Consider the following 20,908-nt stretch of genomic DNA (forward strand, 5'->3'; position numbering starts at 1 on the left):
TAACGGCGTCAAGACAACGCTCCCGCGTTCATGCGAAGACCGATCGCGGCATCGACGTGCTCCGCTCGAGGGGTTCCGCAGCCCTCCAGATCGGTGAGGGTCCATGCGACCCGTTGAATCCTGTCGCAGCCTCTGAGAGTCGTCTCACCGCGATCGAGCAGCCGGGTGAGCGACGTCAGCGCGGGAGCCGGGAGTCTGAGCTCATTCCTCAAATGTGTGCCGCGCAGCTGCGCATTCGTGGAGATTCCCCACGGAGCCAGACGTTCACCGGCCGTTCGACGTGCCTCGGTCACGCGAGACAGGACCTTCGCGGAGGTCTCCGCACCCTGGCGACTCGCGAGATCCGCAGCGGACAATTTGGGGACGGCGATCCTGAGATCGACTCGATCCAACAAAGGGCCGGACAATTTGGCCAAGTACGCCCTTCGTGATCGAGAAGAACAGGTGCACCGGTCCCCCATGCCGCCTGACCGACCACACGGGCACGGATTAGCGGCCAGAACCAGCTGGAACTTCGCGGGGTAACGCGCGGAGGCCCGGGCACGATCAATCACGACCCACCCGGATTCCAAAGGCTGACGCAGGGCATCGAGCACGCCGCGCCTGAATTCCGGGGCCTCGTCGAGGAACAGGACGCCATGGTGGGCGCGGGAAGCCGCCCCCGGCTGGGGAATTCCGTTGCCACCGCCGACGATCGCTGCCGCCGAGGCCGTATGGTGGGGCGCCTCCCACGGTGGGTCGGTGATCAACCTGCGGACCCGTGAATTCTGGTTTCCGACCGAGTGGACGGCCGTGACCTCGTGGGTCGCCTGCGCGTCCAGCCGCGGAAGAATCCCCGGCAATCGCTCGGCGAGCATGGTCTTCCCGGCTCCCGGCGGTCCGATCATGGCCAGGTGGTGCCCGCCGGCCGCGGCGATCTCCAGGGCCCACCGACCCTCGGCCTGTCCGACGACGTCGGCCAGATCGGACTTCGGGCGCACGACGGGTTCGGCTTTCTGGACCTCGCGCCGTATGGGAGGTTTCACCAAATCTGTCGGGTCTGCCCCCAACCACTCGAGAACCTCGGACAGTGCCTCGAACCCGTGTGCTTCTGCCCCCGGGACCAATTCGGCCTCTGGCAGGTTCTCAGATGCCAGAACAACCCTCCGGTGACCTGCTCGAACGACAGAGCTCACCGCAGGGAAGACACCGGACACCGGCCGCAGCGAACCGTCCAGGCCCAATTCGCCCAGGAAGACGCAGTCCCCGGATGCACCGCACCGCCCCGAGGCCTGAAGGGCCGCGATGAGAATGGCCAGGTCGAATCCCGAACCCGTCTTCGGCAACGTTGCCGGCGTCAGGCTGACCGTTACCTTGCGGGGAGTCAACGGCGCCCCCGAGTTCTTCGCGGCGGAACGGATCCTCTCCCTTGACTCCTTGAGCGTGGCATCCGGGAGTCCCAGTAGCACAAACGCCGGTAGTGTCCCTCCGACGTCCGCCTCGACCTCGATCAGGTGTCCGTTCAGGCCCAGCAGAGCGACGGAATACGTACGTGCGAATCCCATCAGAGGACACCGCGGCGGTGTTCGAAGGAAAACGTGTTCGGCTCGCCGATCACCGCGATGGCATCGATCCTCATCGTCGAGGGCGGAATCCCTTCCTCCACGGCCCATGCATTGGCCAAGAGGCACAGGCGACGAGCCTTGCTCTCATCGATGGACTCCAACGGATGCCCGAAGGCCAAGGTGGACCGAGTCTTGACCTCGCAGGCCACATAGAAGTTGTTCTCCCGCGCAATGATGTCCAGCTCTCCACGCAGCCCATGGGCGGCCGAATTCGGGCGCCAATTCCGGTGCAGAATGCTCCACCCACGGACTTGCATGACCACGGCGGCCAGGTCTTCTCCCCACCTGCCGGTCGCTGCTCGTGAATTCATGGTGTACCTCCTGATGCAAGAGTGCATCTGGAGTCGGCATGGGCCAGAGCCCGATGCCCGGTACGCCGCACAGGTGTGGACAGGGGCCGGTAAACGGCCACAACGTGACGCGCAGTGGACCAACCGTTCGGAGAGTGCGCGGACCCGGAGCGCCTCACCAGGGCGTCTGCTCCACTCGAGAATCACCGAATCGGGGAGATCAGCCCCGCAATGCCCAAGCGCGGGCGACCATGTCAGGAGAAGCGCCCAGGGACCAGGAGAGACGGTGAAGGGGGCACGGCCCCTGAGCCGACAAAGCCTTCCGGTGCGGCTCGGATCCGTATCCCTTGTTGCCGGTCCAACCGTACGCAGGATGGTCCGACGCCAATTCGATCATTTCGGCGTCACGTTCGACCTTGGCAACCACACTGGCCGCGGCGATACTCGCGCACCGATCATCGCCCTTGATCTGCATCGTCACCGGCAGATCCCAGGACCGGCCCGATCCGTTCAGGAGCCGGTCCACCGGGTCGGGGTCGGCCAGGGACAACAGGTCCGGTACACGGGTCAGCCAATCGTGCTTGCCGTCCAGGAGGACGGCCGAGGATTCGACGAGGGGTTCTCCGACCCTCGATGCCAACGCCTGGATGGCTCGTAAGCCTGCAAGCCGCAGGGCTTGGGTCATCCCGAGGGCATCGATTTCCGACGGTGAGGCCGACCCGGTGGCGACCTGGACCCACTCGAGGATCTCCGGAACCATGGCCTCGCGCCGCGAAGGCGTCAGGGCTTTGCTATCGGTCAGCCCTGGGACCTCGAGAGTGGCGGATGCGGGAACCCAGCTGGCCCCGACGGTCACGGGACCGGCCAACGCCCCGCGTCCGACTTCGTCCATACCGACGACGCCCGCGAATCCGCGTTCAAAAAGCCCTTGCTCGACGGTCAGGTCGCTCGTCGTGCGTGTCACGTCGTCAGGCATCACTGACCGCTGTGGCTGGCCTCGGGGCTGGGGATGTCGCCGAAGACGTCCTCCGGCGAACTGAGCCACGTCCACCGGCTGATGGGCCAGGCGATCGTGAATGCCCTGCCCTCGATGTCCTTGTTCTTCACGAATTCATTGCCCTCGGCAATGTGGTACCGGGAGTCGGCCGAGGCATTGCGGTGGTCGCCCATGACGAAGTACTGGTTGTCCGGGACCGTCACGTCGAAGGGGAAATCCGAAGGCTTCGCGTCGGGATACAGATACGAAGACTCGTCGATGGACTTGCCGTTGACCTGAACCTTGCCGTCGGACGAGCAGCAGCTCACGTGGTCGCCGCCCTTACCGATCACGCGTTTAATGAGGTAATTCTGGGAGGAGTCCGGAAGCACGCCCACGAAGGACAGCGCTTCGCGCACGGGATTGGTGCTCGCAGGATTTTGGTTCTCTGGGATCCAGTGCTGGGAGTCCTTGAAGACCACGATGTCGCCGCGATCCGGGTCCTTGAAATAGTTGCCCGCGACGTTGACGAAGATCCTGTCATTGAGCTGCAGGGTGTTCTCCATCGAGCCCGAGGGAATATAGAACCCTCTGACCAGAAATGTTTTGACCAGGAACGCGATGATCAGTGCGTAAACGATGACCAGAAGAACTTCCTTGACCTTGGGCCACAGACCCTGAGGTTCTTCGTGGGGTTTTTTGCGCCGCGAGGCACGCGAGGACGACGACGCCGGATCCACGGTGCCGTCCGCTGAGTCGCCCGATGCCGAATGCTGGCCTGGTGTCATGGAAGTGTCCTTCTCTCACGTGCTTCGGTCTGAAACAGTCTACTGACGATCAGCGCCTCAGCGGTCAATTCTGGTCATCCGGTCCAGAGGCCACAGCACGGCCACCGGCCTGCCGATAATTTTGTTCGTCCTGATGAGCCCGCCGCCAGGCGACCCGATCAAGGACCTCGAGTCCACCGAATCCGACCGATGGTCACCCATGACCCACATGCGGCCGTCCGGGACGACGACGTCGAACGGGGTTTCGGAGGGCTTGTCGCCCGGCGCAATGTAGGGCTCATTCAACGGCTCTCCGTTGACGGTGATCCGACCGTCAGCACTGCAACACGTGACGTGGTCCCCAGCAACCCCGATCACCCTTTTGACGTACACACCTTGCCGGGTTCCCAGACCGAGCCACGAACCGAGGTCGGACACGGTTTCGGTCAGCCAGTTGGCGCCGGAATCATATGGGGCAAGCGACCCTTTCCCGTCGAAGACGACGACGTCGCCTCGCCGAGGGTCATCGGCTCCCGGTCGCCAGACGGCGACCCGGTCGTGGTTGCGCAGGGTCGGATCCATGGAGCCCGAAGGTATGTAGAAGATTTCCAGCACGAGGCTGCGCACCAGAATCACGATCAGCACCGCGATGGCAAGGGCCACCACGACCAAGCGCCGGCTCCTCGGAGGGAGCCGGCGCTTGGTGTCCGAGGCCGCCGGGGCGGCCTGCGACGAGTTCGTCAAGAACCTTATGCGGATTCGCGCTTCTCGCGGATGCGAGCGGCCTTGCCGTGGCGATCGCGCATGTAGTACAGCTTGGCGCGACGAACGTCACCGCGAGCACGAACCTCGATCTTGTCGAAGATCGGGGAATGCAACGGGAACGTACGCTCGACGCCGACACCGAAGGAAATCTTGCGCACCGTGAAGGTCTCGCGGACGCCCGCCCCCTGTCGGCCAACCACGAAGCCGCGGAAGACCTGAACACGGGAGCGGTTGCCCTCGGTGATGTTGACGTGAACGTCCAGCGTGTCACCCGGGCCGAAGTCAGGGATGTCCGTGCGGAGGTTCTTCTGGTCGATGAAATCCAGAGTCTGCATGACGATTTTTCTCCTCGGTCAATGCCGCAGGCCACTGGCCGATTGCTGCGACGGAGGCTCCCGACGTGTGCCGAGAATGCTTCCGAAGTGGTGTTTCAGCCGGGACAGGATTGGTGTCCCGGTGCCTGTGTCCGTTTGGTCGCTCTTCCCCCTGCGGCAGGGGCGTGCCCGAACACGGCGCGATTTCTTATTTTGCCACACCGCGGGTGCAACTTCCACAGAATCGGGCGGCGTCGCGAACTATTCGATATTGTCCTGGTCACCTTCGGACCATGCGGCGTCGAGGACGCAACGGTCTCGCGCGTTCAGGGCAGACTCGTCCAGGGCCTCGATCAGGTCGGGACGACGCCGGGCGGTCCGCTCGACCTGCCAGTCCCTCCTGGCGCGCGCAATGACCGCGTGGTTTCCGGACAGGAGAACGTCCGGGACCGCCCGGTCACGCCACACCGCCGGCTTGGTGTAGACCGGGTACTCGAGCAGACCGTCGGAATGCGACTCTTCGACCAACGATTCGGGGTTGCCGATGACGCCGGGTAGCAGCCGCGCGGTGGCTTCGATCATGGCCATGACGGCCACTTCCCCGCCGTTGAGCACATAATCTCCCAGGCTCACGGGCAGGACGCGGAACCTCTCCCCGGCCCAGTCCAGAACTCTCTCGTCGATGCCCTCGTAACGACCGCAGGCGAAAACGATGTGCCGTTCCTGCGCGAAAGCCTCGGCGGTGCGCTGGGTGAAAACGTTGCCCGCGGGAGACGGAACCACGAGCAGCGGACGCGGGTCGTGCGCCCCGTCCTCTTCGGAAGAGGACTCGTCCGGGACGTCCGCGTCCCCACGAGCCTCAAGAACGGATTCGAGGGCCTGCGCCCACGGTTCGGCTTTCATGACCATGCCCGCACCGCCGCCGTACGGGGTATCGTCCACGGTCCGGTGCCGATCCGTCGTGAAGTCGCGAAGATCGGTCACGGAAAGGCGGAGGAGACCAGATTTTCTGGCCTTGCCGATGAGCGAGAGTTCCAGGGGCTGCAAGTACTCGGGAAAGATCGACAGGACGTCGTAACGCGGTCTCATTCGGTGTTCCCTCGGCCTGAGGCATCGGTGTCGGTCTCGACGTCGGCCTCGGCGTTCAGTTCGAGGAGGCCGGGAGGCGGACAGACCACCACGAATCCCTGGTCCTGGTCCACATCCGGAACGAGTTCCTCGACGAAAGGAATCAGGGATTCGGTACCGTTGTCGAGTTCCACCGCCAGGAGATCCTGCGTGGAGCCGGTGGTCAGTCCGGTGACGCGGCCGATGCGATGCGTCAGTTCGGTGACATCCGGGCTCGGTACGGAGTAGACGTCGAGGCCTATGAGCTCGTGCTCGTAGTAGCCTTCGGTGTCCTCCACCTCTTCGGTGTCCGTTACGAGCGTGTGGTTCCGCAGTGCTTCGGCATCGTTGCGAGTGGTCACTTCATCCAGCGCCAGGACCAGGATGTTCTTGTTCCACCGGGCCGACCTGATGCGCACCTGCCCCGAGGGTGCCAGTGGCGTGGAAGGTTCGATCCGCAGGGTGGCTCCGCTCACCAACCGAGTCGAGGGATCGTCCGTATAGAGCTGGACCGTGACTTCCCCTTTGATCCCATGGGGTTTGCCGATTCTTGCGACCTGGACCTGCACCGGGTTCGACTCCTTTCTGACGGGCCGAAAGGACCCGTACCGTACACCGGAAATATAACAGGCCCGCTCCCACCACGGGGTGGGAACGGGCCTGTTGTCACGGCATCATACCGCCGCGCCTGCTATCGACGACGATCGGTGTCGATCACATCGACCCTCACCTGTTCGCCGTCAGCCAGGGCACCGATAACGGTCCGTACCGATTTCGCGGTCCGACCGCCACGTCCGATGACGCGACCGAGATCTTCCGGGTTGACCCGGACCTCGAGGGTCTGGCCACGACGGCCGGACCGCGAACGAACCTGGACGTCGTCGGGATGATCGACGATTCCACGGACGAGGTGCTCCACAGCTTCGGAAAGCATAATTACTCGGCAGACTCTTCGGAGGTCTCGGCCTCTTCGGCCTTCTCCTCGGAAGATTCGGCGGCCGGGGCCTTCTCCTCGCTCTTGGGAGTGATGGCCTCGGGGATGACCACGGAATCCTTCTCCGGGACCTGGAACTCGGGCTTGCCCTCGACCGGCTTAACGGTCGATTCGGTCGAGCCCTCGCCCTTGAACTTGGCCCAGTCACCGGTCAGCTTGAGCAGTGCCAGAACCTGTTCGGTCGGCTGGGCGCCGACGGACAGCCAGTACTGGGCGCGCTCGGAATTGAGCTCGACCAGCGAAGGGTTCTCGGTCGGCTGGTAGATGCCGATCTCCTCGATCGCACGGCCATCCCGCTTGGTGCGGGAATCGGCGACGACGATGCGGTAACGGGGATCGCGAATCTTGCCCAGACGCTTCAGACGAATCTTTACAGCCACTTGTGTGGACTCTCCTGTATCTATACAAGGTCGGTTCCCACTCGGATACACCCGTGGGGCGGGGTTGTCGGTGAGGAACCTGCGGACCAAATGCTGCGCGGTGAGAGGGGCCACGCACATCGAGTACCCACCAAGTATGCCAGAGCCGTGCAACGATGACCAGCACCGCTCCCCGGTTCGCGCGTCGTGTGCGTCACGCCGCGAGAGCGGGATCAGACCGGTCGGGCGATACCCGTCCGGTAGGCGAAGATCACGGCCTGCACCCGGTCGCGGCTGGAGGTCTTCGCGAAAATGCGGGAGACATGGGTCTTGATCGTCGCCAGCCCCAGGAACAGCTGGTCCGCGATCTCACCGTTCGTCTTTCCTTCGGCCATCAGGGCCAGGACTTCCTTCTCGCGCTCCGAGAGAGTCTCGAGCACGGCGAGGTCGTCGTTCGACAGCGGTGCGGGGGAAGACCTGGCGTTGGTGCTGTCCTCGGCGGCCGCGAGACCTTCCCCGTGGCCGTCGGCGTGTGTCATGTTCTGATCCACGATGCGCCGGATCAGCGGCAACGTGACTTCCGGACTCAGCAGCGCCTGCCCGTCGGCGACCGCTTCGATCGCGGTCACGAGGTCCTCCGCACTGGCGGTCTTGAGCAGGAACCCGCTCGCACCCGCCTCGAGGGCCCCGAAGAGGTAATCCGACCGGTCAAAGGTCGTGAGCATGATGACCTTCCCGAGCCCTTCGTCCACGACGTGGCGTGTCGCGGTGAGACCACTCATGCCGGGCATCTGGATGTCCATGAGCACGACGTCGGCCGGTTCGCGCCGCAGATTTTCCAGCGCATCCGCGGCGTTCGGGGCTTCCCCGACGACGTCGATTCCGGGTTCCACGGAGAGGACCATGGAGAACCCCGAGCGAACCATGTGTTGGTCGTCGACGAGGAATACACGTAGCGGCGAAGTCATACGGTGTCCTTCCGCGGGGAAAGCTGGTCGGTGGGCAGGGGAAGCGCCAGTTTGGTTCTCCATCCCGGCCAGGGGAACAGCGATGAGCTCTCGACGCGCCCTCCGAGCACCGACGCGCGTTCCTGCATCCCGCGAAGTCCCGATCCGGTGCTCGGGACCACGTCCTCGTCCGCGTGCGACACCGGGTTGCCGTGCTCGACGACATCGATCAGGAGTTCCTCGGTCTCTTCGTTCACGGTCAGATGCACCTGGGCTTCGCTGGCGTCCGAATGCTTCAGGACGTTCGTCAGTGATTCTTCGACCATCCGGTAGACGCCATGATGGTAGACCGTGGGGAGGGATTCGCCGAGATGGTCGAGGTGGGCACGGTCCTGGGCCGAAACCGACAACCGTGCGCTGAGTCCCATGCGCTCGTAGCCGGCCACGAGCTCGGGAAGATCCTGGATGGTCTTCGTCCTCCCGCTCGGTCCCCCGGTCACGGACTCGGCCTCATCCGGGTCTCGCAACAGTCTGAGGACCGTTTGGAGTTCACCGATCCCTTCTCGGGTGCTGGTTTCGATGGCCGTCATGGCCTCACGGACCAGACCCGCCTGCGCGGGGCCGAGCCGGACCTCCGTCCCCTCGTCGCACGCCGCCAGAATCCGGCGGGCGCCGCCCGCTTGGAGCCCGACCCCGGTGAAGTGGTGACCGATCGAGTCGTGCAGATCCCGGGCCAGACGCACTCTTTCCTCCACCACGGCATTCTGCGCGAGGCGTTGAGCTTGATCGCGGATGGTCCGGGCCTGGTGCTCGAGTCGGTTCCGCCGCAGGGCCGCGCGCCAGGCTCCGCGTCCGAAAGCCGCCGCGCCACACAAGTACGCGAGGTTGAGCAACGTCGAATAGATCGTGTACGCGACCACGGGGTTGATGGGACCGGCGGACTCCCCGAGGTTGCCTTGGAGCTCTTCCAGGATTTCTGGGGAAGCGGCCCACGTGAGCACCAGCCACGACGTGTAGATGATCGTAATGACCAGGAGGGTGATCCAGGTGGCGCGCCGGCGGACCGCCCAGGCCACCGCGGTGTAAATGGCCGCGAAGTAGCTGGCCTGGAACACCACGGACAATGAGACCGAGAACGAGGTGTAGAACAGCGGAACGAAGACCGCACTGGAGGCGATCAGGGTACTCAGCGGAAACCGACGCCGAAGCATCAGCGTTAGCGGTGCGCCTCCCGCGGCCAGGTATTCCGGAAGGCCCAGGGGGCCGCCGCCGGCGACCAGACCATAACTCGACATGAGCACGAGACTCGCGATTCCCGCGATCGCGAGCACAAAGGCCAGCACGACGTCGTTGCGCATCTGGCGCCGGCTCGGACCAGGACGCTTCCAGTTCGGGTGCTCGTCGTCGTCCAGCCATCGACGGAGGCGCGAGGCCCCCGATGCTGAAGCGGCCACAGAGCCCCCTATCTCTTTCTGCGCAGGATCCACGCGCCGAGCCCGACGCCCGCCGCGGTGGCCAGGGCCCATCCCCCGCGCCGAGCCGTCTCCGAGAGACGAATGGAGGCGTGGAGGTCGGACACCGGATCCGGTGCATCCTCGGATTCGGCCGAGGGATCGAACTTCTCGTAACCGGGCTGATCGGACAGGGACTTGCGGCCGTCGATGACCTTCGCGGGCAAGTCCGAAAGACCGAGCAGTTGCAACACGGATTCGGGTGCGTACCGGCCGTTGTCGTCGGCCGCATACTTTTCGAGACGTCGGGCACCCACGTCGTCGAGTCCGAAGGCTTCCGTCAGGTTCTCGACCGCCCTCGTTCTCGCCGCCTCGCGCACTGCGGCCTCTTCCTGACCCGCGATTTCGGACTGGAGCGCGCCCGCGGGAGAGTCCGAGGGATAAGTCGACACGGCACCACGCACCGGGCCCCACGCCAGGGACACCGGCTCACCCACCGAAGGACAGAAGGTCGCGGCCCGATGTTCGCCGTCCGTGTCCAGCACGACGGCGCGTCGGGGCAACTCGTCCACCAAGGCCAGCAGGTCTTCATAGAACTCGCAGGTCACCACGATCCACCGGTCGCCCGAAGGTGCCATCTCGAACCAGCCCTGCGGCCGCACGGAATCGAGGGCGTGGCGTACCGAGCGCGCCGAACCTTCGAACATCGCGACCGCGCTGGGTGCGTTGCTCAGTCCGTCGCCCGTCTGCCACGAGGCATATTCGAGACCGGGGAAAGCCAGGATGGTCTCCATGAACTCGCCCAGCTCGCCACCCAGGCTGAGTTCGCCCGAGGCGTCCGCGCGGGCCACGTGAGTGACATCTCCACGAATGTGCACGGGAACCATCAGACGCAGGTTGTGGTCACCCGTCGTGTACAGGGCCGGGACCGACTGCTCCCTGATGAGCTTGAGGATCCGTTCCCGTTCGGCTTCGGCTCCAGCGCTCGTGACCACGACTCCGCCCTCCGGGGTCTCGGTGAGCCGTCGGTGGAGGTCCAAACGCACGGGGACCCACTGCCAGGTGATACCGCCCTGGTCGGGTGTCCTGGGGGTGCGATGGTCGTCGGTCACTTTTCGTCTGTCCTTTCGTGCGTCGGTTCCTTTCACGGTACTCGTCAGAGACCGGTTCCCGGGTCTTCGGGCGACATCAATTCCACTGGCCGGAGCTGAGTTCGATGACCGCTTCCGTTTCCCTGACTCCGTGAGCTTGCCTGAGCCTGTCGGAGAACCCGGAACCGAGGTAGTCGTCCAGCCGGTTCAGCTCGACGAATTCGTAATCGGTCAGTTCCTCTTCCTGCAACGTGATCCTCGTGTCCGCCGGGATCGTGCCGCCATCGTAGATGAAATAGGCCGAGTCTCCCCAGTCCCCCATGTTGAGGCCGTGAAAGACCAGGAGCATGCGGCCGCGCGGAAGATCCAGGCCGACCTCCTCGAGGACCTCCCGGAAGCAACCGTCCTGCGGCGCTTCTCCGGCTTCCACCGTTCCGCCCGGTAGGGCCCAGCCGTCCTTGTAGTTCGGCTTGACGACCAGCAACCGGTCGGACTCGTCCGTGATCAGTGCTCCGGCGGCCATGCGGCGTCGCGGCAACGAATTGACGAAAGCTCTGAAATCCTCTTCGGACAAGTAAGTATTAGCCATGGACCCAGGTCTACTTGTCCCCGAGGAATTTCTCAAAGCCCTTCGGCAGATTCATCGAGTCCATGTCGAAGTCCTGCTGCTTTCCGAAGCTCGAACCGTTCGTCTGCTTCGGTTTCTGTGCCTGGCCCTTGAGCTCCGCCTCGCGCTTGGCAGGGTTGCCCGACCGTACCTTCTTGGCGTTCTTGCCCTTGGCGCCCTTGCGGTTCTTCTTTCCCCCGCCGGCGCTGCCCATTCCCGGCATTCCGCCAGGCATTCCGGGCATTCCCCCGCCCTGACCGGAGGCCATCTTCTTCATCATTTTCTGCGCCTGACCGAACCGCTCCATGAGCTGGTTGACCTCGGAAACCGTGACGCCCGAGCCCTTGGCGATGCGCGCACGGCGGGATCCGTTGATGATCTTGGGAGCGACCCGCTCGTGAGGAGTCATCGAGCGGACGATGGCCTCGACCCTGTCGATCTCTCGGTCGTCGAAGTTCTCGAGCTGCTGACGCATCTGTGCCGCACCGGGCATCATCATCAGCATCTTCTTCATCGACCCCATTTTGCGGATCTGCTGCATCTGGGACAGGAAGTCCTCGAAGGTGAAGTCCTCACGATCCTGGAACTTCTTGGCCATCCGGTCGGCTTCGGCCTTGTCCCAGCTGGCCTCCGCCTGTTCGATCAGGGTCAGCACATCGCCCATGTCCAGGATGCGGCTTGCCATCCGGTCCGGGTGGAACTGCTCGATGTCGGAGACGTTCTCACCCGTCGAGGCGAACATGATGGGCTTGCCCGTCACGGAGGCCACGGAAAGCGCGGCACCGCCTCGGGCGTCGCCATCCAGCTTGGAGAGGACGACACCGGTGAAGTCCACGCCCTCGTTGAACGCGAGGGCTGTGTTGACCGCGTCCTGACCGATCATGGCGTCGATGACGAACAGGACCTCGTTCGGAACTATGGCATCGCGGATGTCGCGCGCCTGCTTCATGAGCTCCTGGTCCACGCCCAGTCGACCCGCGGTGTCGACGATGACGACGTCGTGCAACTTGGCGCGCGCCGTAGCGACACCGTCACGGGCAACCTGGACGGGGTCCCCGGTGGGATCGTCGAACTCGCTGGTCGTGCCGGGGTGCGGGGCAAAGACCGGGACACCGGCACGCTCCCCCACCACCTGCAACTGGGTCACGGCGTTCGGGCGCTGAAGGTCAGAAGCGACGAGGATCGGCTTGTGCCCCTGGGCTGCCAGCCATTTGCCGAGCTTGCCCGCGAAGGTCGTCTTGCCCGAACCCTGCAGACCGGCCAGCATGATGATGGTTGGCCCGGTCTTGGCCATGTTGATGCGTCGGGTCTCGCCGCCGAGGATGCCCTGCAGTTCCTCGTTGACGATCTTGACGACCTGCTGGGCCGGGTTGAGGGCTTCGGAGACCTCGCTACCGGTTGCGCGTTCCTTGATCGATGCCGTGAATTCACGAACCACGGGGACCGCGACGTCGGCATCCAGAAGGGCGCGTCGGATCTCGCGGACGGTGGCGTCGACGTCGGCCTCGGACAGGCGGCCCTTGCCGCGCAGGTTCTTGAAGGTCGATGCTAGGCGGTCGGACAGAGAATTGAACACGTGACGTGGTCTACTTTCGATGCAGTCGTATCGGTACTGTGTTTTCCGGGCCGGACGCGCCTGGGGCACCGCCGGCCGCGGTTGGTCGCTCGGACTCCAAGACTAGCACCGCCGACTCCCTACGGACCGCAGCTTTTCCACAGCGCGAACGCGTCCCCGACCGCACCCCTGACCACCTACGACGCAGTGTGTTTTCCCTGCCCTCCGTCGGGGACACGATGCTCCGCGACAGCGGCCCGGTCCCGGTCCCCGGGGTAGGCGGATGCGCCGGACAGGAACGCGTAGGCGCTTTCCGCGTGGGACACCGCGTCTATTCCTCGCTCCTCGTCCTCCGGCGTGACCCGGAATCCGATGGTCTTCTTCACGGCAATGGCGATGACAAAGGTCATGACCGCGGTGAAGACGGCCGTGAGGATCGTGGCAACTACCTGGGCGACGAGCAACCCCGCTCCGCCCCCGTAGAACAGACCGGCACGACCGTGGTCGTCAGTCGCGATGAATCCCAGAGCCACCGTGCCGATGACGCCGGCCACGAGGTGCAGGCCCACGACGTCGAGGGAATCGTCGTACCCGAATCGGAATTTGAGCCCGACCGCAAGGCAGCATGCCGCACCGGAGACCAGACCGAGCACGATCGACCACCCAGGGTCCACGTTCGCGCAAGCCGGTGTAATGGCGACCAGGCCTGCGACGATGCCCGATGCCGATCCCAACGACGTCGGGTGTCCGTCCCTCAGCCGCTCCACCAGAAGCCAACCGAGCATGCCCGCGGCGGGGCACACCAGGGTGTTGATCCAGATCAGGCCCGCTTCCGCGGCATCGGCCGCCGCTCCGGCGTTGAATCCGAACCAGCCGAACCACAGCAGTGCGGCCCCCAGCATCACGAAGGGCAGGTTGTGCGGCCTGTGGTCCGCGTCCTTGCCGAACCCGCGACGCACCCCGAGCACCAGGCACAGCACGAGCCCGGCGACACCCGCGTTGACGTGGACCACGAGGCCTCCGGCGAAATCGATGGTTTCCCCGAGGGCCGAGCCGATCCAGCCATCCGCGGCAAAGAGGCCTCCATCCGTCCACACCATGAAGGCCAGGGGTGCATAGACGAAAGTGATCCACACGGGAACGAAGAGGCACCAGGAGCCGAATTTGGTCCGGTCCGCGATGGCGCCCGAGACCAGGGCGACGGTAATGATGGCAAAGGTCCCGGAGAATCCGGCGGCCATCAGGTCACCGCTGGCCATTGATTCACCGAGTCCGAAGTCCCGCCACGGACTTCCGACGATTCCGGGGATCCACCCGGGTTCTGCCGACATCGAGGATCCCCACAGGACCCAGACCACTCCCACCAGGCCGATGGACACAAAACTCATCATCATCATGTTGAGGGCCGCGGTGACCCTGGTCATGCCGCCGTAGAAGAAGGCGAGTCCGGGCGTCATCAGCAGAACGAGCGCGGCGGCGACGACGGTCCATACGTCGGTTGCGGACAATTGGTTCATGACCGATTCCCTTTCACGGTGCGCTTTCTCCGGGCCCGTGCCCGAAGGAATACGGGGTTCAGTCTGCGTCGGCCATGTTTCTACCGGCCTCCGATCGGATTGCTACCGTGTTACGTCTTTCCGCGCATGTTTCCAGGAAGTAAAAGCGAGAGCCGTCCTGTGACACGACAACGGCCCGGCCGATACCGCTCTGATGCGGATCTGCCGGGCCGCGCGCCCCGAGTGTGGCACCCAGGAGACGGGCTCTGTCAGTCGATGAGCGCGTCCACGAAGCCTTCGGGATCGAAGGGGGCCAGATCGTCCGGTCCCTCCCCCAGTCCGACGAGCTTGACGGGTACCCCGAGCTCGTTCTGGATCGCCACAACGATGCCGCCCTTGGCCGTGCCGTCCAGTTTGGTCAGCACGATCCCGGTGATGTCCACGACCTCGGCGAAAACCTTGGCCTGAACCATGCCGTTCTGGCCCGTCGTCGCGTCGATGACCAACAGGACCTCGGTGACCGGCGAGACTTTCTCGACCACGCGCTTGACCTTGCCGAGCTGGTCCATCAGCCCCGCCTTGTTCTGCAGGCGGCCCGCGGTGTCCACCATTAGGGTGTCGACGCCGCGCTTCTTCGCTTCGGCCGCAGACTCATAGGCCACCGACGCCGGATCGGCACCTTCTTGTTCGGAACGGATGGTTTCCACACCGACACGGCCGCCCCAGGTTTCGAGCTGATCCGCCGCGGCCGCGCGGAAGGTGTCGGCCGCGCCCAGCAGCAATGATTTGTCTTCCGCGACCATCACTCGCGCAAGTTTGCCGACCGTAGTGGTCTTTCCCACGCCGTTGACCCCGACCACCAGCACGACGCCTGGATTCTCGCCTTCTCCGTCCAGGCCGAGCTCGCGGTCCATGGTTGGGTCGACGATCTTGAGCAGTTCCTCGCGCAACATCGTTTTGACTCGCACCGGGTCATCGGTGCCCTCGACGCGCACGCGGGTTTGGAGCGCCTCGACCAGACGCTGGGACGGTTCGGACCCGAGGTCCGCCATCAGCAGAGTCTCCTCGATCTCGTCCCAGACGTCCTGATCGATCTTCTCTCTCGAGAGCAACGCCAGGAGACCCTTGCCGAGCATCGAATTGGACCTGGAGAGACGCGCACGGAGTCTCTGCAGGCGCCCCGCCACGGGAGCGGGAGTTTCGTACCCCGGTTCAGTCTTCTCTCCGGCGGGAGGAGCCGTGTCGTCCTCGTCCCGCGTCTCGGGGTAACCGCCCTTGGGAGCCTTGGGGCCCTTGAGGAACACGAAGGCCAGGCCGCCGAGGACCACGACGCCGGCCAGGATGTACAGAATCAGGATGAGTGTGTCATTCACATTTCCAGCTTGCCATACCTGTTCGGCTCCCAGCAGTGCCCTGTGGACGGTTCATCTCTCGCCCGAAAACCGCGCCCCGAGTAAGGTGCCTCTGGTGAGTGCCCCACCCCCTGAGAACAATTCCCCCGACGGCCACCGAGAATCGGAGGGGAACCCGAGACGGAGCAAGGATGCCCCGGGGCGTCAGCGTGTACCCGCTGACCTCAAGGTCCTGGTGGTGGCCGCATTCGTGATCGCCGCCGGTTACGGCGTGGTCGCCCCCGTCCTGCCCCAGTTCGCGACGTCCTTCGGCGTCGGTGCGGCCGCGGCCGGGGCCGTCATGTCCGCGTTCGCTTTCATGCGGGTCGTGTGGGCGCCGGTGGCCGGTCCCATCATGTCTCGCATCGGCGAGCGCCGAACCTACCTGACGGGCTTGGGTGTGGTCGCGGCGTCCTCCGCGGCAACGGCCTTCGCTCCGGACTACGGTTTCCTGGTCGTCCTGCGCGGTTTGGGCGGGGTCGGTTCGGTCATGTTCTCCGTTTCCGCCATGGGTCTCATCGCCAGGTTGGCGCCACCGACGATCCGGGCCAAGGTCTCGGGCTATTATGCGACCTCGTTCATGCTGGGCAGCATCATAGGGCCGGTGATCGGGAGCCTCACGGCCGCGTGGGGACTGCGAGCGCCCTTCGTGATCTACGCGCTTGCCCTCCTCCTGGCCATCGTTGTTGCCGCCTGGAAGCTTCGCCCCGCGCCGCCGGCCACGAGCACGGGCTCCGTGCTTCTGCCGATGAAGTTCTCGCAGGCCTTCGGCGTCGGGAGCTATCGCTCGCTCTTGGTCACGAGTTTCGTCCACGGTTGGGCGAATCTCGGTGCCCGCGTCGCGTTGATTCCGCTCTTGGCCACGGCGCTGGCGGTTTCCGTCGGCGCCCCGGAACAGGGCTTCGGGTCAGGTTCAAGCATTGCGGGAATCGCCCTGGGTATTTTCGCCGGCGGGTCCGCGGTATCGCAGATTGTGTTCGGCGGGATGTCGGACAGGTGGGGACGCAAGCCTTTGTTGGTCACGGGTCTCGGGTTGTCCGCTCTGCTGACCGGAGTCGTCGGGTTCTCCCCGGGACCGTGGGGATTCTGGGTCCTGTGCCTCCTAGCCGGACTCAGCACAGGGCTGTATACGCCGTCGATGCAGGCCACCCTGACCGATGTCGTCGGTTCCCGCCGGTCGGGTGGGAACGTGATGTCGGCCTACCAGGCGTGTGCCGACGTCGGTCAGATCGTGGCGCCGATCATTCTGGGCACGGTCGTCGACGCCGCGGGTTTCGGAGTCGCGTTCGTGATTTCGGGGAGCCTCTTGGCGGTTGCCGGGGTCGTTTTCCTGCTGACGCCCAGGACCTCGTTTCCGACGTCGGCCTGAGGAATCAGGTCAGCGCAGGTCGGCGAGCTTCTGCGAGATGACCTGGGTGATGCCGTCGCCCCGCATCGAGACGCCGTACAGGGCATCCGCGATCTCCATGGTTCTTTTCTGGTGCGTGATGATGATCAGCTGGGAGCTGGTCTGCAGCTCGCGCAGAATCGTCAGTAGCCGCCCCAGGTTTCTGTCGTCGAGCGCCGCCTCGACTTCGTCCATGACGTAGAAGGGCGAGGGCCGGGCCCTGAAGATCGCCACGAGCATAGCAATGGCGGTCAGTGACCTTTCACCGCCCGAGAGCAGGGACAGCCTCTTGACCTTCTTGCCCGCGGGTTTGGCGTGGACTTCGATCCCGGTGGACAACATGTCGTTCGGATCCGTGAGGACGAGCTTGCCCTCGCCGCCCGGGAACAGGGTCGAGAATACTTGGACGAACTGCTCCTGGGTGTCGTGGAACGCCTGGGTGAACACGTCTCGAACGTGGTCGTCGAGATCGCGGATGAGCTCTTCCAGGTCCGCCCTCGAGGCCTTGAGGTCCTCGAGCTGCTGGACGAGATAGGTATGCCGTTCCTCGAGGGCAGCGAATTCTTCGAGGGCCAGCGGATTGACTTTGCCCAGCGACTTCAATTCCTTGCGCGCCGTGCCCAGCCGTTTCTCCTGCGTTGCACGGACGAAGGGCTCCTCCCCTGCGACCTCGCCCGATTCATCGAGGACAGGGATGGGCAGGTGCGGACCGTAGTCGGCGACCAGGGTCTCGGCGGTGAGGCTCAGTTCCTCGAGAATCGTCTCGCGCAGGGATTCGAGCTTTGCCTCCCTCGTGGCCCGTTCGAGCTCACCCGAATGGGCCTTGGCCCGAGTCGAGTCCAGCTCCTCACGGAGCTTCTTCTCCTCCTCACGTGCCTCCGCCAGTCGCGTTTCGACGCCGGCACGCCTGGTCTGCATGTTCTCCCGTTCGACCCTGGCCAGCTCCGAGGAGGCGTTGATGCGCTCGCTGACCCTGCCGATCAGCGACAGGACCCTGCTGGTGGCCGAGTACTGGGCCTTTCGGCGCGTTTCCTGTCGTTCGACCTCGGCGTGGGCGGCGCGTTCCGAGGCCACCGTGCGCAAGGCGGCGTCGTGCCTCTGCCGCAGTTGATCGATCTCCCCCTCGACGCCACGAAGGCTCAGCAAGGCTTCGGTCTCTCGTGTCCGGGCGGTCTTCGCTTCCTCGACCGCTTGGTCGCGAATGCGCTCGGCTCGTTCCAGCGCCTCGCCGCCGTCCTGGTCCTGGAGCTCCAGGGCGGCAGATACCGCGCCGACCGCCTGTTTGAGCTTGTCGGCGGCCTCGGGTTCCTGCCGCTTCAGCTCCTCCAGGCGCGCCCGAGCCTGCTCGGCCTCTTCCTCGGTCGAGGTCACCAAGGTTCTGGCCCGGGAAAGCGCCGCGGCGCTCGCGGTCGATTCCCGGCTGATCCGTGCGAATTCCTCGCGGGCGGTGCGCGCCTTCTCGCGTGCTGCGCGGTGTTCTTCCGAGGCCTGCTCGTGTGCTTTCTCCGCGGCGCTGAATTCTTGCCCGAGCTCGTCGACCTTGGCCCTTGCCAGCTCGATCCGTGCACTGATTTCCAGACCGGACGTGCCGCCGGAGCTTCCGCCCCGAGCCTGATGCTCCTCGAGGACCGTTCCGTCCCCCGCCACAATCTTCCATCCGGAAGGTACTGCGGACGCGTTGGCGTCGGAGAGAAGATGAGTGCGCAGCTTGGCGGCCGATGCGGCGTCGGGAACTACGGCGCACCGGCTCAGGATCGCTTGAACCTCCCGGGCCGATGCACCGCCTGTGATGGTTCGAGGGGCCCAGACGACGTCCGTGCCGCTCGAGGCGAGTTCCTCGAGGTATGCGCCGAAGGCGCTGTCCGGCGGGCCGGGGTCCTCGCCCTCCGCGGTCCGTGTTTTCTCCCCTTCGAGCAGGAGGCTGACGACGCCGAGGTCCGAAGAGCGCGCTTCCTCCAGAACCGTCTCGAAGCCAGCACCCTCGGAGAGAGCGAGACCGTCCGCGACCGCGCCCATCGCCATCGAGATGGCGGCGGCGTGATCCGGGTCCACGGTCAGACGCTCCCGGACCCTGGAAACGTGGTCGCGGAAGCGATCCATGATTGCCTCCGTCGCGTCCGCCGCCGGAAGGGATTCCTCGAGTGCTTCAACTCGTGCCCGAGCGGCGTCGTGGTCTCGTCTCACGGCGTTCAGCCGGGATGCAGCATGGTCCAGGGCGGCCTGAGTCGTCTCGGTCTGGGCGTGTGCGGCCTCGGAAGCCTCGGAGGCCGCCGTGGTGTTCTCCTCGGTCGGCCCGGACGTCTCGGTCTGCTGGGCCAGCTGGCTGCGGTATTCCTCGAGTCGCCGGTCCACCGCCTCGACTTCGCGTTCCTGTTCCTCACGACGGGCCACGAGGGTTTCGTGCTCGGACCGGGCCGTGGCCATGGCACCACGGAGGGAGGCAATGTTCTCTCGCCGTTCGGCGGCTGCGGCGAGAAGATTGGCGTGGTGCTCTTCCGCTTCGGACGCCGCTTCTTCCTTCTGTGCTCTGGTCTTGCCCGAGGACTCGTGGTCTTCGCGGGCTTTGTCCACGGATGTCTCGGTGGATTCGAGGTCCCGAGCAATGCGGTCCGCGTTCTCCTGCAGTTTCTCCGGATCGCGCAGATGTGCCCGGCCCACCGGCGTCGACTGGGTCCGGAGCCGTTCCTGGGCCAGCTGGGTCAGGGACTCGAACCTTTCGCGCATCTGGGACAACGAGTACCAGGTATCGCGGGCCCGGGTGACTTGGGGACTCAACGACGACGCCTCGGCCTCGAGCTCCGTGATGATACGGGTGATCTCATCGTGGGCCCGCTCGCGCTCCGCGAGCTGGTCCCGGAGCCTCTGGAGTTCGTCGGCGTCCGAGTCCAACGCGGTCGAGGCCTGGATCCAGTCGTCGGCGAAGAGCCTGGCCCGAGCGTCTCGGACGTCGTGCTGAATCCTCTGGGCCCTGCGTGCCACCTTGGCCTGCCGCCCCAGCGGAGTCAGCTGACGGCCGATTTCTCCCGTGAGGTCTTCCAGGCGGGACACGTTGGTTTCCATGGAGGCCAGTTTGCGGAGAGTCTTCTCCTTGCGACGCCGGTGCTTGAGCACGCCCGAGGCTTCTTCGATGAAACCTCGTCGTTCCTCCGGAGTGGCGTGCAGGATGCGGTCCAATTGCCCCTGCCCCACGATGACGTGCATTTCCCGCCCCAGGCCGGAGTCGGAGAGCAGTTCCTGGATGTCCAGCAGACGGCAGGAGTTCCCGTTGATTGCGTACTCGGAGCCACCGGTACGGAACAGTGTTCTGGAGATCGTGACTTCGGAGTACTCGATCGGAAGGGCGCCGTCGGAATTATCGATCGTCAGCGATACATGCGCACGTCCCAGTGGCGCGCGACCGGACGTCCCCGCGAAGATCACGTCCTCCATCTTTCCGCCGCGCAAAGACTTTGCGCCCTGCTCTCCCATGACCCAGGAGAGGGCGTCGACGACGTTCGACTTGCCCGAGCCGTTGGGGCCGACCACGGCGGTGACCCCAGGTTCGAACTCGAAGGAAGTGGCTGATGCAAAGGATTTGAACCCCTTGACCGTCAACGTCTTGAGGTGCACATCGCCTCTTTTCCTACCGGTCCGTCCGACTTCCACGTGGTCTCGCAGTCTGAGCCACAACGGCCCACTGTATCGCGACCTGCAGGCCTCACCCTGACAAGAGTGGCGTGCGCGATCCCACCCGGGGAACTTTTCTGTCAAGGGTGAAATCGCAGGACACGCAGAATCCTGGTTGTAGAGTAGTACCTCGAGTGCCGC

At 64.8% G+C, this 20,908-nt stretch carries 19 protein-coding genes; 1 reads left to right on the forward strand and 18 read right to left on the reverse strand.

What is annotated here, in order from left to right; translation table 11 throughout:
• Window positions 1–8 precede the first annotated feature (8 nt).
• From AB0Y14_RS02630 to ftsY, 17 genes are all read right to left on the reverse strand, one after another.
• Window positions 9–1,544 carry a YifB family Mg chelatase-like AAA ATPase gene (locus AB0Y14_RS02630; protein ID WP_436587711.1) on the reverse strand — a complete coding sequence of 512 codons (1,536 nt, stop codon included), beginning with the start codon at window positions 1,542–1,544 and terminating at the stop codon, window positions 9–11.
• Window positions 1,544–1,915 carry a YraN family protein gene (locus AB0Y14_RS02635; protein WP_436587712.1) on the reverse strand — a complete coding sequence of 124 codons (372 nt, stop codon included), beginning with the start codon at window positions 1,913–1,915 and terminating at the stop codon, window positions 1,544–1,546. Before AB0Y14_RS02635 ends, AB0Y14_RS02630 begins: the two co-directional genes overlap by 1 nt.
• A gap of 199 nt (window positions 1,916–2,114) precedes the next feature.
• Window positions 2,115–2,858: a ribonuclease HII gene (locus AB0Y14_RS02640; protein WP_436587713.1), complete on the reverse strand. Its 744-nt coding sequence runs from the start codon at window positions 2,856–2,858 to the stop codon at window positions 2,115–2,117.
• An 11-nt stretch (window positions 2,859–2,869) separates the two neighbouring features.
• The gene (gene lepB / locus AB0Y14_RS02645) at window positions 2,870–3,658 is read right to left on the reverse strand and encodes a signal peptidase I (protein WP_436587714.1); all 789 of its coding nucleotides are present in this window, start codon (window positions 3,656–3,658) and stop codon (window positions 2,870–2,872) included.
• A gap of 57 nt (window positions 3,659–3,715) precedes the next feature.
• The gene (gene lepB, locus AB0Y14_RS02650) at window positions 3,716–4,381 is read right to left on the reverse strand and encodes a signal peptidase I (RefSeq protein WP_436587715.1); all 666 of its coding nucleotides are present in this window, start codon (window positions 4,379–4,381) and stop codon (window positions 3,716–3,718) included.
• A gap of 5 nt (window positions 4,382–4,386) precedes the next feature.
• Complete coding sequence (gene rplS, locus AB0Y14_RS02655) at window positions 4,387–4,737, reverse strand: 50S ribosomal protein L19 (RefSeq protein WP_436587716.1); 351 nt, start codon at window positions 4,735–4,737, stop codon at window positions 4,387–4,389.
• Between the two features lie 240 nt (window positions 4,738–4,977).
• Window positions 4,978–5,805 carry a tRNA (guanosine(37)-N1)-methyltransferase TrmD gene (gene trmD, locus AB0Y14_RS02660; RefSeq protein WP_436587717.1) on the reverse strand — a complete coding sequence of 276 codons (828 nt, stop codon included), beginning with the start codon at window positions 5,803–5,805 and terminating at the stop codon, window positions 4,978–4,980.
• The gene (gene rimM, locus AB0Y14_RS02665; RefSeq protein ID WP_436587718.1) at window positions 5,802–6,392 is read right to left on the reverse strand and encodes a ribosome maturation factor RimM; all 591 of its coding nucleotides are present in this window, start codon (window positions 6,390–6,392) and stop codon (window positions 5,802–5,804) included. The genes trmD and rimM overlap by 4 nt, the downstream gene beginning before the upstream one ends.
• A gap of 122 nt (window positions 6,393–6,514) precedes the next feature.
• Window positions 6,515–6,757 (reverse strand): RNA-binding protein, encoded by a 243-nt coding sequence (locus tag AB0Y14_RS02670; RefSeq protein WP_178979738.1) that lies wholly within the window; start codon window positions 6,755–6,757, stop codon window positions 6,515–6,517.
• Between the two features lie 2 nt (window positions 6,758–6,759).
• Complete coding sequence (rpsP, locus tag AB0Y14_RS02675; protein WP_129314238.1) at window positions 6,760–7,197, reverse strand: 30S ribosomal protein S16; 438 nt, start codon at window positions 7,195–7,197, stop codon at window positions 6,760–6,762.
• 212 nt (window positions 7,198–7,409) lie between these two features.
• Complete coding sequence (locus AB0Y14_RS02680) at window positions 7,410–8,144, reverse strand: response regulator (protein WP_436587719.1); 735 nt, start codon at window positions 8,142–8,144, stop codon at window positions 7,410–7,412.
• The gene (locus AB0Y14_RS02685; RefSeq protein WP_436587720.1) at window positions 8,141–9,577 is read right to left on the reverse strand and encodes a sensor histidine kinase; all 1,437 of its coding nucleotides are present in this window, start codon (window positions 9,575–9,577) and stop codon (window positions 8,141–8,143) included. The genes AB0Y14_RS02680 and AB0Y14_RS02685 overlap by 4 nt, the downstream gene beginning before the upstream one ends.
• 8 nt (window positions 9,578–9,585) lie before the next feature.
• The gene (locus AB0Y14_RS02690; RefSeq protein WP_436587721.1) at window positions 9,586–10,686 is read right to left on the reverse strand and encodes a hypothetical protein; all 1,101 of its coding nucleotides are present in this window, start codon (window positions 10,684–10,686) and stop codon (window positions 9,586–9,588) included.
• Window positions 10,687–10,762: 76 nt separating this feature from the next.
• Window positions 10,763–11,254, reverse strand: a complete 492-nt coding sequence (locus AB0Y14_RS02695) for an NUDIX domain-containing protein (protein WP_436587722.1) — start codon at window positions 11,252–11,254, stop codon at window positions 10,763–10,765.
• A 10-nt stretch (window positions 11,255–11,264) separates the two neighbouring features.
• Window positions 11,265–12,848 (reverse strand): signal recognition particle protein, encoded by a 1,584-nt coding sequence (gene ffh / locus AB0Y14_RS02700; RefSeq protein WP_436587723.1) that lies wholly within the window; start codon window positions 12,846–12,848, stop codon window positions 11,265–11,267.
• A 176-nt stretch (window positions 12,849–13,024) separates the two neighbouring features.
• Window positions 13,025–14,344, reverse strand: coding sequence for an ammonium transporter (locus AB0Y14_RS02705; RefSeq protein WP_436587724.1), 1,320 nt, complete (start codon window positions 14,342–14,344; stop codon window positions 13,025–13,027).
• 248 nt (window positions 14,345–14,592) lie between these two features.
• Window positions 14,593–15,696: a signal recognition particle-docking protein FtsY gene (ftsY, locus tag AB0Y14_RS02710; RefSeq protein WP_436587725.1), complete on the reverse strand. Its 1,104-nt coding sequence runs from the start codon at window positions 15,694–15,696 to the stop codon at window positions 14,593–14,595.
• A 94-nt stretch (window positions 15,697–15,790) separates the two neighbouring features.
• On the opposite strand from ftsY, the gene AB0Y14_RS02715 reads away from it, so the two are divergent.
• Window positions 15,791–17,083, forward strand: a complete 1,293-nt coding sequence (locus AB0Y14_RS02715) for an MFS transporter (protein ID WP_436587726.1) — start codon at window positions 15,791–15,793, stop codon at window positions 17,081–17,083.
• A gap of 9 nt (window positions 17,084–17,092) precedes the next feature.
• Here AB0Y14_RS02715 and smc read toward each other — a convergent pair whose 3' ends face one another.
• Complete coding sequence (smc, locus tag AB0Y14_RS02720; RefSeq protein ID WP_436587727.1) at window positions 17,093–20,710, reverse strand: chromosome segregation protein SMC; 3,618 nt, start codon at window positions 20,708–20,710, stop codon at window positions 17,093–17,095.
• Between the last annotated feature and the right edge of the window lie 198 nt (window positions 20,711–20,908).

Source organism: Rothia sp. HC945 (assembly GCF_051370785.1).
Lineage (GTDB): Bacteria > Actinomycetota > Actinomycetes > Actinomycetales > Micrococcaceae > Rothia.